The sequence below is a fragment of the Maribacter sp. ACAM166 genome (assembly GCF_005771495.1).
Lineage (GTDB): Bacteria > Bacteroidota > Bacteroidia > Flavobacteriales > Flavobacteriaceae > Maribacter.
Genome location: NZ_VAUW01000050.1, coordinates 1 through 23387 on the forward strand (window position 1 = coordinate 1; position 23387 = coordinate 23387).

General features: G+C 35.4%; 20 protein-coding genes. 8 read left to right on the forward strand and 12 right to left on the reverse strand.

The window, feature by feature from the left end; genetic code table 11:
• Positions 1–104 precede the first annotated feature (104 nt).
• From ES765_RS23020 to ES765_RS19495, 3 genes are all read right to left on the reverse strand, one after another.
• On the reverse strand, positions 105–389 hold the full coding sequence (locus ES765_RS23020) for a phage integrase SAM-like domain-containing protein (RefSeq protein ID WP_171017380.1): 285 nt from the start codon (positions 387–389) through the stop codon (positions 105–107).
• Positions 390–415: 26 nt separating this feature from the next.
• On the reverse strand, positions 416–718 hold the full coding sequence (locus ES765_RS19490) for an Arm DNA-binding domain-containing protein (protein WP_138116014.1): 303 nt from the start codon (positions 716–718) through the stop codon (positions 416–418).
• Between the two features lie 272 nt (positions 719–990).
• Positions 991–2952, reverse strand: coding sequence for a DUF2779 domain-containing protein (locus ES765_RS19495; protein ID WP_138116015.1), 1962 nt, complete (start codon positions 2950–2952; stop codon positions 991–993).
• Positions 2953–3334: 382 nt separating this feature from the next.
• Between ES765_RS19495 and ES765_RS19500 the strand changes: the two genes are divergently transcribed.
• Both ES765_RS19500 and ES765_RS19505 read left to right on the forward strand, forming a co-directional pair.
• Positions 3335–4903 (forward strand): type I restriction-modification system subunit M, encoded by a 1569-nt coding sequence (locus ES765_RS19500; RefSeq protein ID WP_138116016.1) that lies wholly within the window; start codon positions 3335–3337, stop codon positions 4901–4903.
• Positions 4887–6089: a restriction endonuclease subunit S gene (locus ES765_RS19505; RefSeq protein WP_138116017.1), complete on the forward strand. Its 1203-nt coding sequence runs from the start codon at positions 4887–4889 to the stop codon at positions 6087–6089. Before ES765_RS19500 ends, ES765_RS19505 begins: the two co-directional genes overlap by 17 nt.
• A 10-nt stretch (positions 6090–6099) precedes the next feature.
• Here ES765_RS19505 and ES765_RS19510 read toward each other — a convergent pair whose 3' ends face one another.
• On the reverse strand, positions 6100–6993 hold the full coding sequence (locus tag ES765_RS19510) for an IS1595 family transposase (protein ID WP_138116018.1): 894 nt from the start codon (positions 6991–6993) through the stop codon (positions 6100–6102).
• Positions 6994–7070: 77 nt separating this feature from the next.
• On the opposite strand from ES765_RS19510, the gene ES765_RS19515 reads away from it, so the two are divergent.
• Genes ES765_RS19515 through ES765_RS19535 form a run of 5 tightly spaced genes read left to right on the forward strand, consistent with a single transcriptional unit; the run spans position 7071 to position 15537 of the window.
• On the forward strand, positions 7071–8609 hold the full coding sequence (locus tag ES765_RS19515; protein ID WP_138116019.1) for an ATP-binding protein: 1539 nt from the start codon (positions 7071–7073) through the stop codon (positions 8607–8609).
• 2 nt (positions 8610–8611) lie between these two features.
• Positions 8612–9643 carry a hypothetical protein gene (locus tag ES765_RS19520; protein WP_138116020.1) on the forward strand — a complete coding sequence of 344 codons (1032 nt, stop codon included), beginning with the start codon at positions 8612–8614 and terminating at the stop codon, positions 9641–9643.
• An 8-nt stretch (positions 9644–9651) separates the two neighbouring features.
• Positions 9652–11442, forward strand: a complete 1791-nt coding sequence (locus ES765_RS19525; RefSeq protein ID WP_138116021.1) for a DUF262 domain-containing protein — start codon at positions 9652–9654, stop codon at positions 11440–11442.
• Between the two features lie 26 nt (positions 11443–11468).
• Positions 11469–14609, forward strand: coding sequence for a type I restriction endonuclease subunit R (locus ES765_RS19530; protein WP_138116022.1), 3141 nt, complete (start codon positions 11469–11471; stop codon positions 14607–14609).
• Positions 14610–14625: 16 nt separating this feature from the next.
• Positions 14626–15537: a phospholipase D family protein gene (locus ES765_RS19535; RefSeq protein ID WP_138116023.1), complete on the forward strand. Its 912-nt coding sequence runs from the start codon at positions 14626–14628 to the stop codon at positions 15535–15537.
• A 163-nt stretch (positions 15538–15700) separates the two neighbouring features.
• Here ES765_RS19535 and ES765_RS19540 read toward each other — a convergent pair whose 3' ends face one another.
• Genes ES765_RS19540 through ES765_RS19575 form a run of 8 tightly spaced genes read right to left on the reverse strand, consistent with a single transcriptional unit; the run spans position 15701 to position 22616 of the window.
• Complete coding sequence (locus ES765_RS19540; RefSeq protein ID WP_138116024.1) at positions 15701–16558, reverse strand: DUF4138 domain-containing protein; 858 nt, start codon at positions 16556–16558, stop codon at positions 15701–15703.
• Between the two features lie 31 nt (positions 16559–16589).
• Positions 16590–17519, reverse strand: coding sequence for a conjugative transposon protein TraM (gene traM / locus ES765_RS19545; protein ID WP_138116025.1), 930 nt, complete (start codon positions 17517–17519; stop codon positions 16590–16592).
• Positions 17520–17550: 31 nt separating this feature from the next.
• Positions 17551–18165: a conjugal transfer protein TraK gene (locus ES765_RS19550; RefSeq protein ID WP_138116026.1), complete on the reverse strand. Its 615-nt coding sequence runs from the start codon at positions 18163–18165 to the stop codon at positions 17551–17553.
• Between the two features lie 20 nt (positions 18166–18185).
• Positions 18186–19028, reverse strand: coding sequence for a hypothetical protein (locus tag ES765_RS19555; protein ID WP_138116027.1), 843 nt, complete (start codon positions 19026–19028; stop codon positions 18186–18188).
• Between the two features lie 2 nt (positions 19029–19030).
• Positions 19031–19618 (reverse strand): conjugal transfer protein, encoded by a 588-nt coding sequence (locus ES765_RS19560; protein ID WP_138116028.1) that lies wholly within the window; start codon positions 19616–19618, stop codon positions 19031–19033.
• A gap of 4 nt (positions 19619–19622) precedes the next feature.
• Positions 19623–22025 (reverse strand): TraG family conjugative transposon ATPase, encoded by a 2403-nt coding sequence (locus ES765_RS19565; RefSeq protein ID WP_138116029.1) that lies wholly within the window; start codon positions 22023–22025, stop codon positions 19623–19625.
• Positions 22012–22296 (reverse strand): hypothetical protein, encoded by a 285-nt coding sequence (locus ES765_RS19570; protein ID WP_138116030.1) that lies wholly within the window; start codon positions 22294–22296, stop codon positions 22012–22014. The genes ES765_RS19565 and ES765_RS19570 overlap by 14 nt, the downstream gene beginning before the upstream one ends.
• Positions 22297–22328: 32 nt before the next feature.
• The gene (locus ES765_RS19575; protein ID WP_138116031.1) at positions 22329–22616 is read right to left on the reverse strand and encodes a hypothetical protein; all 288 of its coding nucleotides are present in this window, start codon (positions 22614–22616) and stop codon (positions 22329–22331) included.
• A gap of 188 nt (positions 22617–22804) precedes the next feature.
• On the opposite strand from ES765_RS19575, the gene ES765_RS19580 reads away from it, so the two are divergent.
• Positions 22805–23387 (forward strand): N-acetylmuramoyl-L-alanine amidase (locus tag ES765_RS19580; RefSeq protein WP_138116032.1); only part of this gene is annotated, 583 nt, incomplete at its 3' end.

Consider the following 23387-nt stretch of genomic DNA (forward strand, 5'->3'; position numbering starts at 1 on the left):
CTTTGGTAATTTCTTGGTGAATATTATCTCAGGCCTTATTGCATATAGCTTCTTGCCCAAGAAACCTAGCATCAAATATCAAACCGTTAAAACAAATCAACTAGTTATGTTTTAATCGAACTCAGGTTAATAGGTTTCCTAAACCTTTGTATTGCCTTGTTTATGGTTACCTGTTTTTGATTCTTTTCCGTTTTGAGAAAGTATTCAAAATCATCTAAAAATGATTGATTTAACTTATCGAAAGGGTAATCCTTTTCCCTATAACTAGATTCAATAAATGCCCTTAAATCACTACATACATATTCAGATTTTTTCCAAGTTGATAATTTAAGATCTTTACCAATTAACTTAGATTGTTTTGAAAGAAATTTCTCAAAATAGGAAATCACATATTCTTGCTTCTTTTCCTCTTTACCTAGGTATTTAGCAAATATTTTTCAACTCCAAACGCAACATCCAACATTTGAAGTTGTAAATATGCCTTTTTAATGTTAACTGAAATTATTTCTAACTGCAGATTGATTTGTTGATTTGCGATAGTATTGGAATAGGTTTTTTGTTTCTTGGCGTTCCATTCCAAAGAACCAATAAACTCGCCTGTTGAGAATTCTTTTCGTCTTTTGTTGAATGTCATTCTGCACTTAATAGGGCAAACTCCTTTACTGTTAACCTTGGATTTGTTCAAGTAGAACAAAACTGACAGTGTTTTTTGATTCATAATAATCACTTAGTTTAAATTTCAAATAAGTTGTGCCAACTTAAATACCTAATATTTTGAATGCTAATCCCGCAGGGATAATTTAAATATTTACGAGCAGCAAGAGCAAGAGCAAGCGCAAGAGCAAAAAAAACTATTTGATAATGATTATCTTGGAGTAGTATTTGAAAGTTAAAATAGGGATACTATGTTGATGATTTCTAAATCTAAAATAAAGCAAGGGTTAGCACACCTTCTTTAAATAGAATTTCAATCGAGTGATGAAGGATTTTTCAATTGATGATATCATACCTAAAATGCTCATAAATTATCACCATGGACAAAGTGTCCAATTCGCAATACTTTAAAAGGGCATTGGTAATCTCGTCACGTTCATTTTGCTCCATGTCAACATATTGTAGTTTGGCATAAGCGGTAAGCGCTGCGCCACCATCTGCAATGCCTTCCAATTCAGAGATCGTTTCATCTAAATCAAGCATACTCCACCCATCAAATAGCGGAGGTAGTATTTTGTATGGGTTAATGACTTCATCCCCGTTTTTTTCTAACCAAATTTGATTTCCCTCAAAATTGGTACTACCTACATTTATATTGCCAATTGGTAGTGCGTACTTTTTTTGTAAATAGGGACTAGAATGTAAACTTGCCGGTAAAACCGCTTTTAAGCTATTTGAACCTTTTGTTAAGGGATTGTAATAGTAATCCTTGACAACTTTATTTAAGTCAACCATACTGCGATTGCCTGTCCATTGGTCCACATTGTCTTTAGTAGCGGTGGAAATGGATTTTAAAAATGAAATTAATTCTTGGGCATCATGTTCACTGCTTGTCTGCAATTGCGAAATAATGGCATTTACAATCGTGTTTTCATGGGCTGCAAATCTAAATATGGTTCCTTGGTCTTTGGAAAGCGATGTTCGTAAAGCGCGGGCAAATTCAAAATTGGGAAATTCCCCAGGAGTATTATTGATGTATTCACTTTTATGTTCAATACTTCCGTCCTCATTTAGTTGGTGGTGTGAAAACTGAAAGGCAACTTGTTCATAGGGTCTTCTGCCCTTTGTAAAGGGTAGGGCAACCGTACTGGTTTCAAAATCGATAAAATGCAATGGAAATTTCCAAGTGTCCATTTCCTGTTTTAGTTCCTCTTTTAAAACAAAAATAGAGTTATCATTTTGTTGGGCTTTTTCTACTTGAATCCATTGCCGTTCCGAAGCCGATAATCTTCCGGCTTCTGGTTTTATGTTAATGTCTTCCTCGGTGACAGCATCCATCAACAATCGGTTTTCCTCAACCAGATTTTTTCCTCTAAAATTCCAAATCTCAAAGGCATTGGGTTTCTCGAAATCTGAAGGTTTCCAGTTATGTTGTTTTTCAAAGCAATACTTAAATCCAGATTTTAATTTTTCCTTTTCTTGCTCATCTGTTGTTCTAAATTCACAGCCTTTACAGCTACCAAATTGCGTTGGCCAATTTAAATACTGATTGTTTTGGTAGGAATCCTTAAAGAGATTAATAGATTCTTCAAAAGATAGATTATCAAAATAGGGATATTCATTTGCGATGATTCCATTGATAAGAGCATCTACATTGACTTCAGAAAGGACCGAATCTCCAATTTCATCAATGGAGGAAATACTGGTAACGGCATCCGTTCTAGGATTACCGTCTTTAGGTATGCGGAACAATTGGTTAAGACCATCAACCTTTGCCGTTTTGGTTTTGTTCGCCATTAGAAGATAGGCTTCAAAGGTAAATTGGGGATAAGCATTTTGCGCTACATATTTCTGGAAAGCCAAATCAAAAAGATATGATTTCCAGCCACTGTTAATCCCACCTCGTTTTCCGAGAAATAGAAATTCATCATTGGGGTCAAACGATTTGGCTTTGACTTCTATGAGTTTAATGTGGTTTCCTTTTTTTGAAATAATGTCTGTACGGATGAAAAGGCCGTTATGCCCAATGGCTGCTTCATATATCGAAACAACATCTTTGGTCAACTGTTTTTGAGTAAGATTCTTGGCCCTGTCATACTCATAATTTTCAGTATCAATAAAAATTCCACCTGGGTAATGCAAACGAGCCAATGCTTCTACCTGAAAGCCACCCTTTGCCAGCGCCTGTAAAAAGGAATCATCCAAACTTTGGTTGGCATATTCCTTTTTTGAGGTGAAGTAAAGTTTGTTTGGGCATTCTAGTCCTAGCTTGAAACGGGATTTGGTTAGTGGCTTCATTTATTGAATTTAGTTGGCCTAGATTTAATGCCATTTGAATTATACTAAACTTATAAAATTATATGACAGGTTTATTTATAACCAAATCATTGATTTTACATAGGGTTTCTGCATAAGCACAATAAGAACGGAATAATCTAGGCCAGCGAACTTAAGTAAGTTTGGCTTAAGCAAAGGAAACAGGATTTTTTTTGATTTGATTACGGGAATCAGTAATAAAAATCGACAAAAAGCCATAATTTGTACGCAATACTTTAAAAACGGGAAAATCATCGTACAAGAAAACTCTCGACGTAATGAAATTTTTAAGGAAGCATATTATTAATAGTTAAGGTGTCAGGGACTTGATCGTAAGTTGTTACCTTAAAAAGCAAAACAATACATGGCAAAAAAAACAACAACCAAAAAGCAAAAATCAATAGAAGAATCTCTTTGGGATTCTGCCAACAAACTAAGGGGTTCCGTAGAGCCATCCGAATACAAGCATGTAGTATTAGGCTTAATATTCCTAAAGTTTGCCAGTGATAAGTTTGAAGCTCGTAAAACAGAACTCATAGCAGAAGGCAAAGAAAAGTATATTGAGATGAAAGAGTTCTACAACATGAAGAACGTCTTTTTCCTGCCACCACTAGCGCGTTGGTCTTATATCATACAAAATGCGAAGCAAGACGATATTGCCTTAAAGATAGATACGGCATTACACACTATTGAAAAAAACAACCCATCACTTAAAGGTGCATTGCCAGATAATTATTTTTCACGATTACAACTTGATATTAGTAAGCTTGCAGCACTTTTAGATACCATTAATAATATCGATACCCAAAAGGACAAATCCCAAGATATAGTAGGCCGTGTTTACGAATACTTCTTATCCAAGTTTGCCATTGCAGAAGGGAAAGGTAAAGGAGAGTTCTACACGCCAAAAAGTATAGTAAACCTTATTGCCGAAATGATAGAACCTTACGAAGGTATTATCTATGATCCTGCCTGTGGTTCTGGAGGTATGTTTGTGCAGTCTATAAAGTTTATAGAAAGCCATCATGGTGATAAACGTAATATCTCTATCTACGGACAAGAATATACCAATACCACCTATAAACTGGCTAAAATGAATCTTGCCATACGTGGTATCTCTGGCAATCTAGGTGAAAAAGCAGCCAATACCTTTGCAGACGACCAGCATAAAGACTTAAAGGCCGATTATATCATGGCCAACCCACCGTTTAACCAAAAAGACTGGCGAGCCGATAATGAATTAATAGACGACCCTCGTTGGATGGGTTATGAGGTACCACCAACAAGCAATGCCAATTACGGTTGGATATTAAATATGGCATCTAAATTATCTGAAAATGGTGTGGCTGGATTTTTATTATCAAACGGAGCACTTTCTGGTAGTGGTGATGAATATAAAATTCGCAAAAAAATCATTGATAACGGATTGGTAGAAGCCATTGTGATTCTACCTCAAAACATGTTTTATACTACAAATATCAGCGTCACTTTATGGATTTTAAATAAGAACAAGACAGAACACACCAGAATGATTGGTGATATTTCTAGACACTATAGAAATCGTAAAGACGAGATCTTGTTTATGGATTTAAGAGAGATTGGTGTACCATTTGAAAAAAAATACATCCAATTTAGTCTGGATCAGATTGATACTATTGCTGAAACGTATCATAACTGGCAACAAAATGATAATGATTATAAGGATGAGCCAGAATACTGTTACAGTGCCTATTTAGATGAAGTCAAGAAAAAGGACTATTCTTTGATGCCAAGTCAGTACATTGAGTTTGTAAATAGAGATGAGAACATCAATTTTGATGATAAAATGAAAACCCTTAAAGAGGAATTTACAGGGCTACTGATAGAAGAACAACAATCAAAACATGAGCTATTAAAAGTATTTAAAGAGTTAGGGTTTGAGATCGAATTATAAAAGAATAGGCGACTATATAGAACTTGTTGATGAGCGCAATAAGGAACTCAAAGTTGAACTACTTTTAGGGCTGAGTATTTCTAAACAGTTTATTCCATCTGTGGCAAATACAGTTGGGACAAACATGAAGAATTATAAGATTATCAAAAAAGGACAATTTGCATGCAGTATCATGCAGGTAAGACGAGATGGAAAAATGCCATTAGCCTTGTTGCAAGATTTTGATGAAGCCTTAATTTCACAAGCCTATCCAGTTTTCAGAGTGATTGGCGAAAATAAACTACTTCCAGAATATTTAATGATGTGGTTTTCTAGAAGTGAATTTGATAGACAGGCAACTTTTCATGCTGTTGGTGGTGTCAGAGGAAGTTTAGACTGGGATGATTTTTTAGATTTTGAACTTCCAATTCCTTCAATTGATAAACAACAGAAAATCGTAAACGAATACAGCACCATTACCAATCGCATTGCTCTTAACGAACAACTCAATCAAAAACTCGAAGAAACTGCTCAAACTTTATATAAACATTGGTTTGTAGATTTTGAATTTCCTAATAAAGAATGCAAGTCTTATAAATCTTCTGGTGGAGAAATGGTGTATAATGAGGAATTGGATAAGGAGATTCCTAAGGGGTGGGAGATTGATACTTTAGATAATTTATGTTATTGCTTAGATAATTTAAGAAAACCATTGTCTGGGGATGAAAGAAAAAAAATCCCTGGAGATTTTCCTTATTACGGTGCTATGTCAATTATTGATTATATAAATGATTTTATTTATGATGGGGTTTACTTATTAGTTTCTGAGGACGGTGCTAATGTTGTCGACGAAAGAGGAAGACCTGCTACCCAATATATATGGGGTAAATTTTGGCTAAATAATCATGCGCATATTATAAAAGGAAAGGAGCCTTATACTACAGAATATTTGAAATTGGCACTTTTCTATGTTAATGCTGGTCATTTAGTCACAGGTGCGGCACAACCAAAAATAAATCAGAAAAATTTAATGAGTATTAATCTTATAAAATCAAACAAGTCTCTATTGTATGACTTTAATGAATTAATTCAGCCAATATTTAGAAAAATCATTTCTTGTACAGAAAAGACAAAACTAATTAAAGAAATGAAAGAAATATTACTCTCAAAAATGACAAGGGTCGAGGTTGAAGAAAAAATAATATAGAGGTCAGTAGTTAGTTGCTTATTAATTTTGCTTGACTAATTTTATCTCCTTGCACCATTTTGACTATTAGATTGTTGAAGATTGTAGCTTTGCTTTGAGACCTGTTGATCCTGAAGCAGAACTCGTTGAAATATCTGTTCAGATTAGCATCGCTCACCCAAGAATATGTTGTTCTTATCCAAGACTTTACTTGATGAATCATTGTATGAAGTGCCTTAAAATTAAGTCCCTTGTTACTTTTGATCTGTGTTATGTCGAATGCTTTCGCAATAGGTCTATATCCTCTCCATTTATCCGTTGTCACTTTGGCTTCCCGGCTAATATGGTTAATGAACATGTATTGTAAGGATCGAGCGGAGAAATCCTCTATTTTCATTGCATACATCCGCCTTACCTTACCGTCCCTGGTCAATTGGATAGCTGTTACAGCCTTCTTTTTCTTACCATCGTAGCTTCTTCCTATTTTCCCTGCTTCTCTACCACCAAGTACGAATTCATCGACATGGACATCACCATCCATAGGGTTATTTCCACTAGAGGCCATAGCTTCTCTAACTTTCAGCATAAATAATCTAGCAGTCTTTTCTGTCACGCCATAACGTACACCCATATACGTTGCCGATAGACCTTTAGTACTCGTGGCCATTTCAAAGCAAATGAAAAAGGCCTTTCTAACACCGAATTTAACTTTGTGGAATATAGTGTTCGCAGTAGCGGATTCCTTATGTCCACAGATATTACATTGGCGTGCAAAATCAACCTTTACCTGACAAGCGGTATGATTGCACTTAAGACATTCATATGTATTTCTTCCCTTTAAACCAGCTAGATATTCTTTACAATCCAAGTCCGTTTTGAACCGATCAGAGAACTCTAGAATGTTTTGACCCTTAAATATGTCCATAATTCAATATATTTACTCATACTAAAGATAAGCACTTATCTACTGACCTCTAAAATAATATAACTAATAATAGAATTATGAAAATCAAAACAGTAAAACTTAAAAACTTCAGAAGTTATAAAGAAGAAGTTTCAATAGACTTAAATGACTTAACTGTATTTGTAGGTAAAAATGATATTGGTAAGTCTACTGTTTTAGAAGCCTTGGATATTTTTTTCAATGAGGGTAAAGGTGCAATTAAAATGGATAAAGATGATGTTAATAAAGGAGCCTTGTCTGAAGGTGATGATGAAATAATTATTTCTGTTGTTTTTGAAGATTTTCCAGATGAAATATTAATTGACGCCACAAACCCTACAACATTATCAGGTGAATATCTTCTCAATGCTGATGATTGTCTAGAAATAAGTAAGCGATACAAAAATGGTGGAAAAGAAAAGGTGTTTATTAAAGCAAATCACCCAACTAATTCAGATTGTTCTGATTTGTTGTTGAAGAAACAAACTGAATTAAGAAAAATCATAAATGATGGTAGTATTGAATGTGCCGATAAGACTAGAAATGCCATAATGCGCAAAGCAATTTGGGAAAGTGTTGATGAGCTCGAATTGAGTGATATTGAAATTGATGCTTCCAAAGAGGATGCAAAGAATACTTGGATAAAATTAAAGGAATTTATGCCTTTATTTGTCTTGTTTCAATCAGATAGAAAGAACCATGATGGTGATAGCGAAGTTCAAGACCCATTGAGATTTGCTGTAGAACAGATTTTAAAAGATGACTCTATTAAAGAAAAGTTGAAAGAAGTTGCTGATGAAGTTGAGAGAAAATTGACAGAAGTTGCCGAGGGTACACTTGCAAAATTGAATGAAATGAATCCTGACATTGCAGAAAGTTTAATACCTGTCATTCCTGACTCAGAGACTTTAAAATGGAAAGATGTTTTTAAAAGTGTAACTATTTCTGGAGATGAAGGTATTCCAATTAATAAAAGAGGAAGTGGTGTAAAGCGATTAATACTATTGAATTTCTTTCGAGCAGAAGCAGAAAGAAGAAAAGATGAAGAAGGGTTACCCGCTATTGTTTACGCCATTGAGGAACCAGAAACATCCCAACATACAGAGCACCAGAAGTTATTAATAAGGTCATTTATTGATTTATCTGAATTGGATAATACTCAAATTTTGCTTACTTCACATAGTCCTATGGTAGTGAAAGAATTGGATTTTTCAAATTTGAGACTTATTTCAATCGATGTTGAACTAAATAAGAATATTGAAGCTGTTGAGGCAGGTCATCTTCCTTATCCTTCTTTAAATGAAATTAATTACAGTGCTTTTGGTGAGATAACAGAAGAATACCACAACGAATTATTTGAACATCTAAAAACAGTGCATGCGGAAGATGTTGGTATAAAAAGATTTGACCAAGATTATTTCCAAGCTGTAAAAGGTGAACCTAATAATAGTCCGTGGATGGCCTATCCTAATGAAGTTTCTATTCACACTCATGTAAGGAATCAAATACATCATAGAGCTGACTGTGGAACGGCCTCTTTTGAGGATTTGTCGTATTCCATTGGTAAAATGAGAGAATTTATAATCGAAGAAGTATAGTTATGTCAACAATAAAACTAAATCAAAAACTAAAGCGTTTAGAGGTCCAAAATTTTGAAATAGACAATGACATTGTGTTTAACTATTTTGATAATTTACCGTCAACAGAACGTGATGATAAGTTGATACGAGCCTTGTATATAGGCGTTCTGGCTTTAATGGAAGACCGTTTGTCATCCTTTCTATCAAGAACATCTAACGAGTTAGGCACAGAACTAGAAAGCCTAAAGATGATTTTTGAAATGAAAAAGGAGCTCTTCTACAAATCAACTATTAAAGGCACATTAGCAGAAGATGAAATTGCAGAAGCACTTAATGATTATTTTAAGTCTAAGCGCATGAAAGATGTAGCATTATTAACAGGAAATACGGCAGGAGAATTAGCGAGAAACAAAACAGGAGATATTATTTGCCAAGTTAATGGTGATTCAGACTTAAAAATCGCCATAGAGTGTAAGTTTGATAAAAGTATTAAGCTCGGAGAAATTGACACTAAAGACCTATTTATTAGAAAAACAGATACTGCTTGGAGTCAGCTTATTGAGTCCAATGCCAACCGTAACTCAAGAGTAAGTTTAATAGTTTTTGATATTTCATTAGTCGACAATTCTATTTTAAAATACACTGAAAATGTCGGCTATATTCGAGAGATAGGTTTTGTCGCCATTATAGATTCCCAAAAGGGAGATTATAACAATCTTTTTATTGCTTATATGTTAGCAAGAGATATTGCCATAAACGCAAAAACTATTGAACTTGATAAAGAGGTGCTGGCCGTTATTGTTACTCGTATTATTAAGGATATTAACGAAATAAACGCCATTAAAACTTTAGTAGAAAAAAATATAGATAATAATAAAGACATCCTTAAACAGCTCGAAAAGTCAATGTTGCTAATGGATTTTAATCAAAAATACCTCACTCAATTTTTAGCTACAGGAACATTAACTAAAAAGGACTTATTAGAGTTCTATATGGGTGAAGAAATTAAAGATCAGTATAAGTTGATTGAGAAGGATATTAATGAATTATAAGAAATAACATGGCAAAATATAGCGTACACCAACAACCCGTAGAAACCTTATTAAGTTGGATAAAGTCTGGCGATATCGCCATACCAGAAATACAGAGGCCATTTGTTTGGAAAGCTGCTAAAGTAAGAGATTTAATAGATTCATTATACCAAGGCTATCCTGTTGGCTATATTATAACATGGCGTAATCCTGATGTAAAACTTAAAAATGGTGAACTATCGGCTGGTAAAAAAGTATTGATAGATGGGCAACAACGTATTACAGCTTTAACAGCTGCTATTGTTGGGCAACGGGTATTGAATAAAAACTATAAAGAAGTGAATATTCGTATTGCTTTTAATCCTTTAACTGAAAAATTTGAAGTATTAAATAAAGCGCTTGAAAAAAGTAGCGAATGGATTAATAATATTAATCCTATTGTTAATGACGAGATATCAATTACTAAAGCAATTAGAAACTATATAGAATTAAACCCTGATGCTGATGAGGATTTGATTGAAGATAGAATAGAAAATCTTAAACGTATCAAGAACAAACAAGTTGGTATTATTGAATTAGATCACTCATTAGATATTGATACGGTTACCGAAATATTTATTCGTATCAATCAAAAAGGAGTTGTGTTAAGTAATGCCGATTTTGTAATGTCAAAAATTGCTGCCGACGAAGAGCATGGCGGCAACAGAATGCGAAAATTAGTAGATTACTTCTGTAGGCTTATCGTAGATAAAGGTTTTAATAAGCACATTGTAGATAATGATACGACGTTTGCTAATCATGAGTATTACAAGGCCTTAAAATGGATGGCAACAGGTAGTGATGATTTGTACGTTCCAAACTATATTGATGTATTACGTGTGTCTTACACCTATAAATTTCGTAGAGGTAAGTTCAGTGATTTGGTAGCTTTATTATCTGGTAGAAACTTTGAAACCAGAACCTATCAAGAAGAGATTGCTGAAAGAAGTTATGCCATGTTATCCGAAGGTTTAATGGATTTTGTGAACCAAACAAACTATCAACGTTTTATTATGTTGGTACAATCTACAGGGTTAATAAATAGCAAGCTCATTTCATCAAAAAATAGCCTTAATTTTTCATATGCCTTATATTTAAAATTACGAAAAGAAGGTATGGCAGAAACCGAAGTGCAGCATTATGTGAAACGTTGGTTAATTATGTCATTATTAATTGGGAGATATTCTGGTTCATCAGAATCGATGATAGATGAAGATATTAAACAAATCAATGAAAAAGGAATAGCCGATTATTTAGCGCAAATGGAACAAAACAATCTTGGAGAAGGTTTCTGGGATTTTAGTTTGGTTTCAGATTTAGAAAGTTCTAGTGTAAATAACAATGCTTATAACGTGTATTTAGCAGCGCAATGCAATGCAAATGCAGCGGCCTTTCTATCAAAAAGCATGAAGATTACTAGCTTAATCGAGCAGCGAGGCGATATTCATCATATTTTTCCGAAGAAGTATTTAAGTGATAATGGATTCATCCAACGCCAATATAATCAAGTAGCAAATTTTGTGTACACAGAACAAGCCACAAATATTAAAGTAGGTAAGATGCCACCAAAAGAGTATTTAGCAAAAACAATGCAAGAAATACAGGCAGGCACTTTTAACATAAGTACAATAGATTCAAGACAGGCTTTAGAAAGCAATTTGCGGTTTAATGATATTCCAAATGTTTTGTACAAAGCTACATATGACGATTATAATGATTTTCTAAAGGCAAGACGTATATTGATGGCACAAAAAATAAGAGCTTATTATGAGCAATTATAAGTAATATCTAAGATAATATTTGAAGAGTGAAATTTACCGAAGCACAATTAGAACAAGCATTTATAGAACTTTTAGAACAAAAGGATATTCCCCATGTTCATGGCAACACTATTGTAAGAGCGCCAGATGAAGTTTTAATAAAGGAAGATTTACAATCGTTTTTGCTCAATCAATATAAAAAAGAACAGCTCACTGTTAATGAGGCAGCGCAAATTATAAGAGAATTACAAGTATTACCAGCATCAGATCTTTACGAAAGTAACAAGGCGTTTATGACCAAACTGTCTAACGGTTTTAAATTTAAACGCGAAGATCGCAGCCAAAAAGACATTTGGATATACCTCATAGACTACAGCAAACAAAATAACAACAGCTATAAAATTGTTAATCAGTTAGAAATTGAGGGTTCTCAAAAACGGATTCCAGATGGCATTTTATACATCAACGGATTGCCAGTGGTGGTTTTTGAGTTTAAAACTTCTATTCAAGAAAACACCACCATTCACGATGCTTTTGTACAATTAACAGTGCGTTACAAAAGAGATATTCCAGAGTTATTTAAATACAATGCGTTTTGTGTAATTAGTGATGGCGTCAATACTAAAGCAGGTTCGTTCTTTGCGTCTTATGAGTTCTTTTATGCATGGCGTAAAATTGAAGGCTCAAAAAAAGAAGTAGATGGTATAGATTCTATGTTTACCCTAATCAATGGCATGTTTCATCATGATCGGTTACGGGACATTATTAGGAACTTTATCTACATGCCAGATTCTTCTAAAAGAGATGAAAAGATTTTGGCACGTTATCCACAGTATTATGCTGCTAATAAACTTTATAAAAATATTATAAAACACCAAAAGCCAGATGGCGATGGTAAAGGTGGAACCTATTTTGGTGCTACAGGTTGTGGTAAGAGTTTCACCATGTTGTTCTTAACACGCTTGTTGATGAAGTCGATTCATTTTTCGAGTCCGACCATTGTATTAATAACCGATAGAACAGATTTAGACGATCAGCTTTCAGGTCAGTTTACCAATGCCAAGGGATATATTGGAGACAATTTTGTAAAGAGTGTGGAAAGCAGAGCAGAATTGCGAACCGATTTACAAGATCGGCAAAGTGGTGGTGTGTTTTTAACGACCATACATAAATTTACAGAGGATACCCAATTACTAACCGATAGAACGAATGTGGTTTGTATTTCAGATGAAGCGCATCGTAGTCAAATCAATTTAGACCAAAAAATAAGAGTTACAGAGAAAGGCGTTGTAAAATCATATGGATTTGCGAAATACCTGCATGATTCCTTACCAAATGCTACTTATGTTGGTTTTACAGGCACACCAATTGATGCCACATTAGATGTATTTGGAGACATTGTGGATGCATACACCATGACAGAATCTGTAAGAGACGAAATCACAGTCCGCATAGTCTATGAAGGTCGTGCAGCCAAAGTGCTTCTTAAAAACGAAAAACTTTACGAGATAGAAGAATACTATAATCAAGTAGCCGAAGAAGGTGCTAACGACTACCAAATAGAAGAAAGTAAAAAGGCATCGGCAAATATGAACAGCATTTTAGGCGATCCTGAACGCTTAAAAGCCTTAGCAGAAGACTTTGTAAAGCACTACGAAAGTAGAGTGAGTGAAGGGGCAACTGTGAAAGGAAAAGCCATGTTTGTATGCAGCAGTAGACAAATAGCTTACGAGTTTTATAAAAATGTGATTGCCTTGCGTCCAGAATGGGCTGAAATTAAAGTTGCCGAAGAAGGTGTTGAATTATCATATAAGGATAAGCGTGAAATTAAACCAATGGAACGCATTAAAATGATAATGACCAGAGGTAAGGATGATTCTAAGGATATGTATGATGCTTTAGGAAATAAAGAGTATCGCAAAGAACTTGATCGTCAGTTTAAAAATGAGAAATCTAACTTTAAAATAGCCATTGTTGTTGATATGTGGTTGACTGGCTTTGATGTGCCATTTTTAGATACTATTTATATTGATAAACCGATTCAGCAGCATAATCTTATACAAACCATATCTAGAGTTAATAGAACTTTTAAAGGAAAAAACAAGGGACTTGTAGTTGATTATATTGGCATCAAAAAGCAGATGAATTTAGCTTTAGCACATTACAATAAAGCCGATAGTCAAAACTTTGAGGATATACAGCAATCCATAGTAGTGACAAGAGATAATCTAGATTTATTGCACAAAATATTTCATTCGTTTGATGCCAAAGGATATTTCCGTGGCAATGCATTAGAGCAACTCAATACTTTAAACGAAGCTGCCGAATTTGTGCAACTTACAGAAGATTTGGAAAAGCGTTTTATGTTTATCGTAAAACGATTGAAGGCAGCTTATGATATTTGTTCCGGTAGCGGCGAAATCTCTCAAGAGGAGAAGGATTACATCCATTTTTATTTAGCGGTAAGATCTATTGTTTTTAAACTTACCAAAGGCAATGCGCCAGACACAGCGCAGATGAATGCGAAGGTGAGAGAAATGATTAAAAATGCATTAGCAAGTGATGGTGTAGAAGAGATTTTTAAATTGGGTGAAGGCGATAACAAGGAGTATGACATTTTTGATGATTCTTATCTCGCTAAACTTGAAAAAATAAAATTGCCGAACACAAAAATTAAGCTCTTGCAACAGCTATTAGCTAAGGCTATTGGAGACCTGAAAAAAGTAAATAAAGTCAAAGGCACTGATTTCTCAAAAAAGATGCAGACCCTTGTTGAACGCTATAATGAGCGACGTGAAGATGATGTATTGCGCAGTGAAGTACTGGAAGATTTTACCGATGAAATTATAGATTTATACCACGCCATAAAAAAAGAAAGAGGCTCCTTTAAAGACTTAGGTATTGACTTTGAAGAAAAGGCATTTTATGACATACTCAAAGAACTTTGCTCTAAATACGATTTCACCTATCCAGAAGACAAGTTGATTCTATTAGCACAAAAGGTAAAGGAGGTAGTTGATGACAAAGCGAAATTTACCGATTGGAGTAAACGCTCAGACATAAAAGCAGAATTAAAAGTAGATCTCATTATACTATTAGCCGAGAATGGTTACCCACCAGTTGACAGAGATGAAGTTTATAAAGAGATTTTTGAGCAGGCTGAAAATTTTAAGAAGTATAACAACTAGATATAAATGACCTACAATGAGTACATTTTTAACAGGTAAAGCACTAGAAAAAGAAATTGATAAAATCATATGGGATGCTGAAGAAATATTATTAATAGTATCACCATATATTAAATTAGATGCCCACTTTAAAAAGCTTTTTGAAAAGCATAGCCATGACGATTGTTTGAAAATCATATTAGTATTTGGTAAAAATGAAAAAAAAGTCAGTAAAAGTCTTAGTAAACAAGATTTTGAATTTTTTAAACAGTTTCCAGATATTAGTATTATTCATGCGCCACAATTACACGGCAAGTACTATGGTAATGAAAAGAAAGGTGTGATAACATCTGTAAACCTATATGATTACTCCTTTACGCATCAGAATATAGAGTTTGGTGTATTTAATGAGCAATCAATTATGGATTCATTAAAGCTTGGAAAAAGTAACGTAGATAATGATGCGTTTAATAGATGCATGAAAGTGGCAAAGAAAAATCAAGTTGTTTTCATTAGACGCCCTCTTTACAAGACAGATAAAGGACTTTTTAAATCAACTACATCCTATTTGAAATCTGAAATTTTATTAGATGAAACTGAATATTATTATGGTTCATTAAAAAAGGAAAGGACGGCTAAAAAACTAAATGATTTCCCTGATGAATTAGATGTTGATTCAAAAGACTATAAGAGACCAGAACGCGAAATGAAAAATAAGCCTAAAAAGGCAAAATCAGTTTCGGAATCGATAAAAAAGAAGAATGAGATGGGTTACTGTATTAGGACAGGTGCAGAAATCCCATTTAATCCAGAGCAACCACTATCTAAGGAAGCTTGGAAAGTTTGGAATAAATTTGGTGACACAAATTTTCCTGAGAAATATTGCCATAAAACAGGTAAAAATTCTAATGGAAAGACAAGTATGGCTAATCCAGTTCTATTAAGTTGACATTAATGATATGCAGATTAATGATAATTTGCATCTGCTTTGTAAGTTACTTAAGCCAATTCAATATGAACACGATTAAGGTTCTGATCTCTCACTTTTATACAGGACAGGTCATAATTCAAAATCAGTATTTTTATGAAAGTTCAAATAAAGGATAGCATTTTCAATCAGGGTTATTAATAAAACGATGCAATATTTTTAGTTCAATATTACGCTCACCATCTTTTTCGTTCAGTTTTAAAATTGCCCTACGGTCATTGGACAATGAAAATTTGGGCAAGACATAAACGAACCGTACCGTTTCATTTTCTACAATCTTCGATGGCAGATTGTGCTTAAAAATAGGTTCTTGATACAGGCGTTGTAACGATTTCCTTTTTCCCTTCTGTCTTGTTTCAATCGAGAGTTTTAAGAAATTCAAATCAAAATCTAATGATGATGTATTCTCAATTTCAATCACAAAGTAGAGTTCTTCCTTGTCAAATACGATATTCGTTACACTAAGCACAATACCATCGTTTCGTTTTTGAAGTGTTCTTATAGCCATAGGCTGTTTGTTATTCAATAAGTACGTACAGGCACGTAAGTAGTAGTCTGCATTGTTAGCTTGTTGTTCTTTTTTGGTCAGTATTGGTAAGGCTAGATTTGGCCTTTCATTACCAATAGCGCTCGATAATGGGATGAAATAATTGAGTTTGGAAAGCTGCGCTTTATACCTTACGATATACGAAAAAACTGCTCCATTTCGGTTGACTACCAGAAGATTACTATCCTTTCCGGGCTTTGCCTGAAGTAGGCCAAAATACTGTTCTTTTTCACGATTGTACGTAAACACAAAATTATCCGAACCGGTGATGCCTTGGCGGATGGGTTCAGGAAAAAAGAGTGCCACGTTTTTGTTATCGTTTGCATAAATGGTGTCGAGGACTGTCGATGTTTGCGCTGTATCCTGTGCAGAGCATAGCAGGGGTACGAATGCGGTAGCTAATATCAAGGATGAAATAAATAGATATCTTTTCATAGGAATGCGTTTAAAATTGCCCATTATGAGCTCATAATTTTGGTTTTAGAATAAGTCTGTAATTGTTCAATACGGCCACTTTTACGTTCCGGTTATTACGTCTGAGTACTTTGGTGATTCCACCAACCTGTGGGACACTTGGTATGTTGATATCGCCAATAATGTCGTCCAGAACTTCATTGGTAGCTTCAGCTCGAAAGTTGTTTTCTACATAGATACCTTCGCTGCCATCCTGTAAATCGAACGCTTTGAGCTTGGTGGGATGATGATTGATATTTTCGATTTCAATCAAGGCACGATTGGGCTGAAAACGTATGAATCCAAAAACTAAGGTATTCTTGGGCATCTGCTTACCATTAATGGTAGCTGCTTTGGTAAGGCGCATTCTTAGTCGGGTATTGGCCATAATTATTTGGTCGCCATCGACTACAACATAAATAGTTTCATCGGTATCACCGATGATTGAAAAGTCATTGGGTTTGGGCGAAGCGGCAAAGAATAATTGATGTTCCAGGCCTAATTCCTTGGATTGAATTTTTTGCTCTCTCTTCACTTTGGCTGAATCAATCTGGTCTATTTCTTTTTGAGCAACTTTCTTGTTCCCGAAGTTCTGATATTGTTTTTCCGAATATTGAATCCTTACAGCATCATAGATACTATCCACAATACGTTCCTTTTCACGTTCTGGCAGATTTGGATCATATAAACCCAAAGAATCGATTAGCTTTTCGTCATAGATACTAGGTGCGTTGTGCTCACGAACTTCTTTCAAATCATTGACGGCATCCAATTTAGAATCGTACTCCTTTTGGTTTTCTTCCAAATCAGGGACCAAGGTCTGTTCAAGATTTTCATTCTCACTTTCATCGTCGCCCATCACCATAAGGGAATAGGAAATCATGAAGATCAAGATCACGGCTAAAATTGCTGTAAATACTATTTTGTTCTTTTCAATTTTCATAATCGTGATTTTTTAAATGCCGATTATCGGCTCAATTTGCACTTGTAACTTTTTTTAAGGTGTTTTCAAAGTAATCGGTAATCAATAGTCCGTGAGGGTTATTGGGGAAGTTTCGGTCAACCATAATTAAGTTTCCCGTGGAAACTAGTTCGTAGGTATCGACAATAGAGCCTCTATTGATTTCAAAAATGGTCGTGGTAGTAAAACTGTGCGAGCCGTTCTTTTCCGATATGCTAGATTCGATACTCAGTACTTTTTGAACCAAGGAATATTGCAATAACCGGTTATAGACACCATCTGCCTTTTTCTGCAGATACAGGTTGTCCACGGAACTATTGCCCAACCAAAGTGCTTTTTCTAGGTTCCGTTCATAATTACCGGCATCGATATTATAGAAGTAGTTGTGGAACAGTTCTAAATGCGCCAAGGCTTCAACTTTAAAATTTTCTTTTTGGGCAACAAGTTTTAGTGGAATGATGCTGCCATCGGTATTGATTGCAAAGGCACTATTAAGTGCATTCTTATTGGTGGTAAAAGCCATCCAAAGTGAAAAAGTACTGGATAGCATTGCACAAACAACTACTGTTGAAACGATGAATCGATTTAATTTTAGGACATTATAAATATTTTTATAGGGTGTTTTCATATTTTTATTTTTAATCTGCCTTAGGCAGTAAATAATCTGAGTGTGAAGGATGTCGCACGTCTATATAGTTTGAATTTCAGAAAGACAATGAAACCGACAGAGCCCAGTTGTACAACTGGTGCAAAAAAGCCTTGCCCTGCATCCGTTCCAAAAAGATTAATCCAAAAGTTGGCGTTAATTTCCGTGTAGAGTGTATTTACAAATACATTGACCAAAAAGAAGGCGGGTACAAGCATATATACCGCAGCATATAGTTTGAAAAACGTATAGGCAAGCGACCTGAATTTTTCAAAAACAGCTAGGCTTATGACCAAGGGGAAAAAAGCTTGCATTATGCCTAATAAAAAATAGCGTTCTGCAAGAAATAGCGGGTAGATGAAAAGGTCCAGAATCCAAAGGATGACACTGAAAATGAAAGCTATGATTTTAAACCCATAAAGTGGTGTGACCAATGCTTCATATAATAAGGTCATCGCCATACTGGCAACATCCAATAGACCTACTTCCTCCCCAAGTGGTAAATCCTGTAATTGAAGTGGAAGTAAAGTAGGTGCCGTACCGCGGTATACGCCTTCTATGGCAACTAGAATTCCATCGAAGAATCCCAATACCTGTGTTGAAAAAATAACCAATACAACTATTGCAAAATTCTTGGCCAGTTCGCCAGGGCTTAAACCCCAAGTATATCCATATCTCTCTGCAACACCCTCATTATATTTTTTAAGAACATTGACCAAGAAGAATAGTACGGCAAGCGTTTTTATTCCTCCAATAGTGTATTGCGAGAAACTGCTGTTCTGTATGGTCTGGAAAACAGTGTCTATATATTCTAGACCTATTCCTAAAATGATGGTCGCGGTCATTTTTAATAATTCGTTTTCCGGTTGTTAATTTTGTCCTGCATTTTTCTGAAGGAAATGATATCCTTGTACCGTCTGGTTTTGGTTGTGATATTGGAAACCATTTCTTTCGATTCCAGTTCTTTTTCTTTTAGAATTTCTGTGCGTTCTGCATCGCTCATTTTTAGATAATCGCTCGATAGAATCTCATCGATGAAATCCATGGTATCCAAAGAGTTTTCAACGATAGCACTGAACGATCCCGACACTCTTGCAACTTCATCGGCTTTGATGTACCGGCTATCAAGAATGTCCCTTAAATCATTTTGCATCACTTGGATGAGGCGTTGATTGTTCCGGCCAATTTCACGGACAGCTTTTAATTGCCTAACCACATTATTGACTTTTTCAATGTTCTCTTTTTGTGTTTTTAAGAACTGTACGGTCTTTATTATGTTAGCGGTTTGCTTTCCTGATTCTATCAGTTGTTTTACCAAGCTTATAAAATTGGTATTGTCATAAGTGGGCATTCCCTGGGCGGTAGCACCGCCAGGCAATAAGAGGGTAACCGTTAAGATTAGCCCGAACATGATTGTTTTGATTTTTGTCTTCATAATATTAAATTTTAGATGTGAATTCTTTTATGGCCAATTCCATATCATTGGTCTTTTCATAAATGGCCATTATGGCCTCGTTTTCTTGTCCATCGGTTAGGTAAGCTGCGTACACTTCCTTCGGAACTTCAAGGCGAAAAATGTTACTTTCCTTTCCTATCTTGATAAACATTTCAGTGTACTTTCTCGGTCCGGAAAGATTGTTCTTGATTGATTTCAATTGATTTAAATCGTGGCTGGATAGGTTGAGCCTTTTCGCCAGTTCGTCATAGCCCTTTTCGTTATTGAGGCTGTAAATGACCTGAGTGTTTTCCAAGATGCTAGCCGATGTTGAATTGTTCGGAAGCTGATTGATGGATTGTAGAATAATCCCAATGGCACCATTTTGTTTACGGATTGCTTGGTAGTAGAATTCCACGCTTTCCAGTACGTTTTCAAACTTTAGTTGCTTGGCAAACTCATCGAACAGGATAATACCTTTTTCAGCACGGTTCTTCCATATGGTTCTTTGGATAGCTGACTTGATCAGCTTCAACATTACGGACAGGATTTCCTTATTGTCCTTGACTTCATCAAGTTCAAAAACAATCAATCTTTTATCCTCAATTTTATAGGTCTGGTCTTCACTGACTTTAAATAGGAAACTATATAGACCATCGCCGACGTACTCGGACATTACGTGCAAGAAGCTCGTAACATTGAAGTAGTCGGGATGGATTTTAAGGGTGCTCAGAAGGTCCTTCTGATTCCTTTCTATAAAGTCATAAAACCCTTCTAAAGAATGATTTTCTGAAGTATTATCGTAGTAATGACGCAGTATCTTTTTGACGGAAACCGATTGTGCCTTGGTCACTTTCAGATCCGAAGCAAACAATTCAAAAAGGAATACGGACAGATCTTCAAGATGTTCCGGTGTCAGGTCATTTTGATGGCTGATATAAAATGGATTTATCCCTAAGTTTTTGCCGCTTTCATAACGCAGCACCGTACACTTCTCAGGATATAGTTTAGCGAATTTGGTATAAGAACCACCTAAATCGATAATCACCAACCGAACGCCACTTTCAAAATACTGACGTAGGATGTTATTGGCCAAAAAGGATTTGCCCTCGCCTGTTGGTGCAAAGATGGCAAAGTTTCGAGCCTTGATGCGTTTCTTTTTCTCGTCCCAAACATCCTTTAAAACTGGAATATTGTTTTCACGATCATTAAAGATGATGCCAGTAGCATCCGATTTGTAATTGGTGTTATTGATGAACAGACAAAGCGCATGCTTCAAATCGGTAACGTATAAATCGTAATTTGAGAAATTGGAAGAGAAACAGCAGTAACTGTTCAATATATAATTCTTTCGTTCTTCCCCTCTTGGATAGTAGGGAAGGATATCCAGTTCCTTGAACTCGGTTTTTATCTTTGAGGTAATCTTATCCAGTTCTTTGGCATCTTTCGACCAATAAACAATGTTCAAATGACCCCGAATGACCCGTGCATTGTCATCGGCATTAATTTGATCGAGAATGTGCTGAATTTTCCCGAGCACCACTTTGTTCTGTGAACCAAAATTGGAGCTTTTGTTCAGTTCTTCTATCTTCTTATCGAGCAGCTTGCGCCACTTTTGTTTGTCGTCCAAATACAAAATCTGATTGACGATGTGGTTTTCGTTAAGCGTAAGCCCTAGGCCATCAATAAACCCTTGATGAAATACAAAATCGTCAGAAGTGAATTTCTCATTGGTCTTGCTACTCTGTACACTTTCGCCAAAGCACAGTTCGCTATTGATGGCAAGGGCATCAAAATGGTTTTCGCCAATAGTGACGCTTTTCTTATCCAGTAAAATATCGGTATCGAAACCTTCATTGAAGCCATTGAAATAGGTCTCTGTAAGACCAACAATTTCTTTTTCATTTAGTGGTCTGAGCGACACTCGCCGGCTATTGTTGATAAAGGAAACAGAATCGTTTACCGAGGTGACAAAAGTTCTTACCGTATCATCCAGTTCTTGTACAATTCCCTTTGAAACCTTCCTGAAAGGATTACTATATTTCGGATTGTTGAGTGCCTTGTTCTTGGTTAAGATGAAGAACAGATAACACGTGTGCACAATATGCCCACGCCCTTTAAAATGGTCGTGTGTTGCTTTTTCCAAAAAAGTTGTATTTGGAAGTTGTTCCGAAGAATAGGATTTTTTAAGGTAGATATCCTGTTTGTGAACTACAGTATCTACTGGCAATGACTTCAAAGCCTGAAACCAGGCATCGTGTAGTTCCTCAAAGTCTCTTTCGGACAGGGAGTAGATTTCCGGTAGGATGCCTTCATAGCACAAGACCACATTGCCATTATTGGCAAACACTATATTATCCTGAATATCCACAATGGGTTGATATGCCGAAAGGTTAATCTTGTTCATAATCGAAGCCTGAATTTCTTTTGTTACTAATAATTTTAGGGAAGGCGTTGGCCATCTGAAAAAGTTGTGGATTGTTGGTTAGGTGCGTCAAGGCGACATATAAAGCTGCATTGAAAATGAGTATGCCTACTATGACTCCGAAGCTCAAAGAAAATATGATGACCAAGAGCGAAGCAAGTATGGAAACCATCATCAAGGCAAATAGGGAAATTGGCAGTCCAAAAATGACCGCCCTTTTTCTGATATTTTTATATATTTCGAACTTTTTCATAGAACACTTTTTTAGAATGGCATCTTAGAGGCTTAGACTACGATTCCGATTAGGTACGTGAATATGCCTACCACTGCACCAGCAATCAAAACAAATACAAGAACCCTTGTAATCCCTTTTTTGAGGTCTGAGTTTTCGCCGAAGAAGTGTCCAGCATTGAATAGGAAACCAATAAGGAAGATTACGCCTAGAATAATGGGAAAAATGGTTCGGATAGTATTTGAAACATCAAGAACCGAATCTTCAATGCCACCAATTTGCGCAAAAATAGAAGTGGATAGCAGCGACAGAAATGTTGCCAAATAGAGTGATTTTTTCATTACGTAAAAGTTTAGATTTTGATTCATTTTCGTTAGGGGAAATTTACATATATTTGTTTATAATATATTGATAATCAATTATTTGTGAATAAAATATTATTTGATTTCGTTTGATTTCCGTTGCTATTAATTGACATCAAATTTTATGGAATTATGCAACCAAGCTGTTAATAACCTCAAAAATGAAAATGAAAAAAGTGCTCAAAAACGTCAGTTTTGTCTTTTTGCTGCTGCAACTATGCATCATTTTTGGACAGGAAACTGCAACGCAAAAAAGAATAATTATTGACGTCGGGCACGGCGGAAATGATTCGGGTGCCATCGGTATGAATGGCATCAAGGAAAAAGATATTGTACTGGCTATCGCTTTGGAGGTTTTGAGACTCAACGGACAGTCAAAGCGACCATTGGATATGTACTTGACGAGATATAGTGACACGCTTATTTCTCTATCAGATAGAACCAAGTTGGGCAAGGCTTTAGATGCGGATGTATTTATTTCTTTGCATTGCAATCATTCGGACAATCCAAACGCAAGAGGGATTGAAGTGTATGTTGGCGAAACTGAATCTAAATATTCAAACAAATCTATTTGGTTTGCTTTTCAGTTTCAGGCAGAATTCGGAAAGAAATTGGGCTTTGAGAGTAGGGGAGTGAAGTTTGCGAATTTTCAGGTGCTTCGAGAAACTGATGGTTTTTGTCCTTCTGTTCTCTTGGAATTGGGGTTTTTGAGTAATTGGGATGAAAATGAATATTATCAAAGTTCGTCGA

Excerpts from the sequence above, each read along its gene's own strand:
- ES765_RS19490 (WP_138116014.1), bottom strand. The coding sequence starts at position 718 with ATGAATCAAAAAACACTGTCAGTTTTGTTCTACTTGAACAAATCCAAG.
- ES765_RS19495 (WP_138116015.1), bottom strand. The coding sequence starts at position 2,952 with ATGAAGCCACTAACCAAATCCCGTTTCAAGCTAGGACTAGAATGCCCA.
- ES765_RS19500 (WP_138116016.1), top strand. The coding sequence starts at position 3,335 with ATGGCAAAAAAAACAACAACCAAAAAGCAAAAATCAATAGAAGAATCT.
- ES765_RS19510 (WP_138116018.1), bottom strand. The coding sequence starts at position 6,993 with ATGGACATATTTAAGGGTCAAAACATTCTAGAGTTCTCTGATCGGTTC.
- ES765_RS19515 (WP_138116019.1), top strand. The coding sequence starts at position 7,071 with ATGAAAATCAAAACAGTAAAACTTAAAAACTTCAGAAGTTATAAAGAA.
- ES765_RS19520 (WP_138116020.1), top strand. The coding sequence starts at position 8,612 with ATGTCAACAATAAAACTAAATCAAAAACTAAAGCGTTTAGAGGTCCAA.
- ES765_RS19525 (WP_138116021.1), top strand. The coding sequence starts at position 9,652 with ATGGCAAAATATAGCGTACACCAACAACCCGTAGAAACCTTATTAAGT.
- ES765_RS19535 (WP_138116023.1), top strand. The coding sequence starts at position 14,626 with ATGAGTACATTTTTAACAGGTAAAGCACTAGAAAAAGAAATTGATAAA.
- ES765_RS19540 (WP_138116024.1), bottom strand. The coding sequence starts at position 16,558 with ATGAAAAGATATCTATTTATTTCATCCTTGATATTAGCTACCGCATTC.
- traM (WP_138116025.1), bottom strand. The coding sequence starts at position 17,519 with ATGAAAATTGAAAAGAACAAAATAGTATTTACAGCAATTTTAGCCGTG.
- ES765_RS19550 (WP_138116026.1), bottom strand. The coding sequence starts at position 18,165 with ATGAAAACACCCTATAAAAATATTTATAATGTCCTAAAATTAAATCGA.
- ES765_RS19555 (WP_138116027.1), bottom strand. The coding sequence starts at position 19,028 with ATGACCGCGACCATCATTTTAGGAATAGGTCTAGAATATATAGACACT.
- ES765_RS19560 (WP_138116028.1), bottom strand. The coding sequence starts at position 19,618 with ATGAAGACAAAAATCAAAACAATCATGTTCGGGCTAATCTTAACGGTT.
- ES765_RS19565 (WP_138116029.1), bottom strand. The coding sequence starts at position 22,025 with ATGAACAAGATTAACCTTTCGGCATATCAACCCATTGTGGATATTCAG.
- ES765_RS19570 (WP_138116030.1), bottom strand. The coding sequence starts at position 22,296 with ATGAAAAAGTTCGAAATATATAAAAATATCAGAAAAAGGGCGGTCATT.
- ES765_RS19575 (WP_138116031.1), bottom strand. The coding sequence starts at position 22,616 with ATGAAAAAATCACTCTATTTGGCAACATTTCTGTCGCTGCTATCCACT.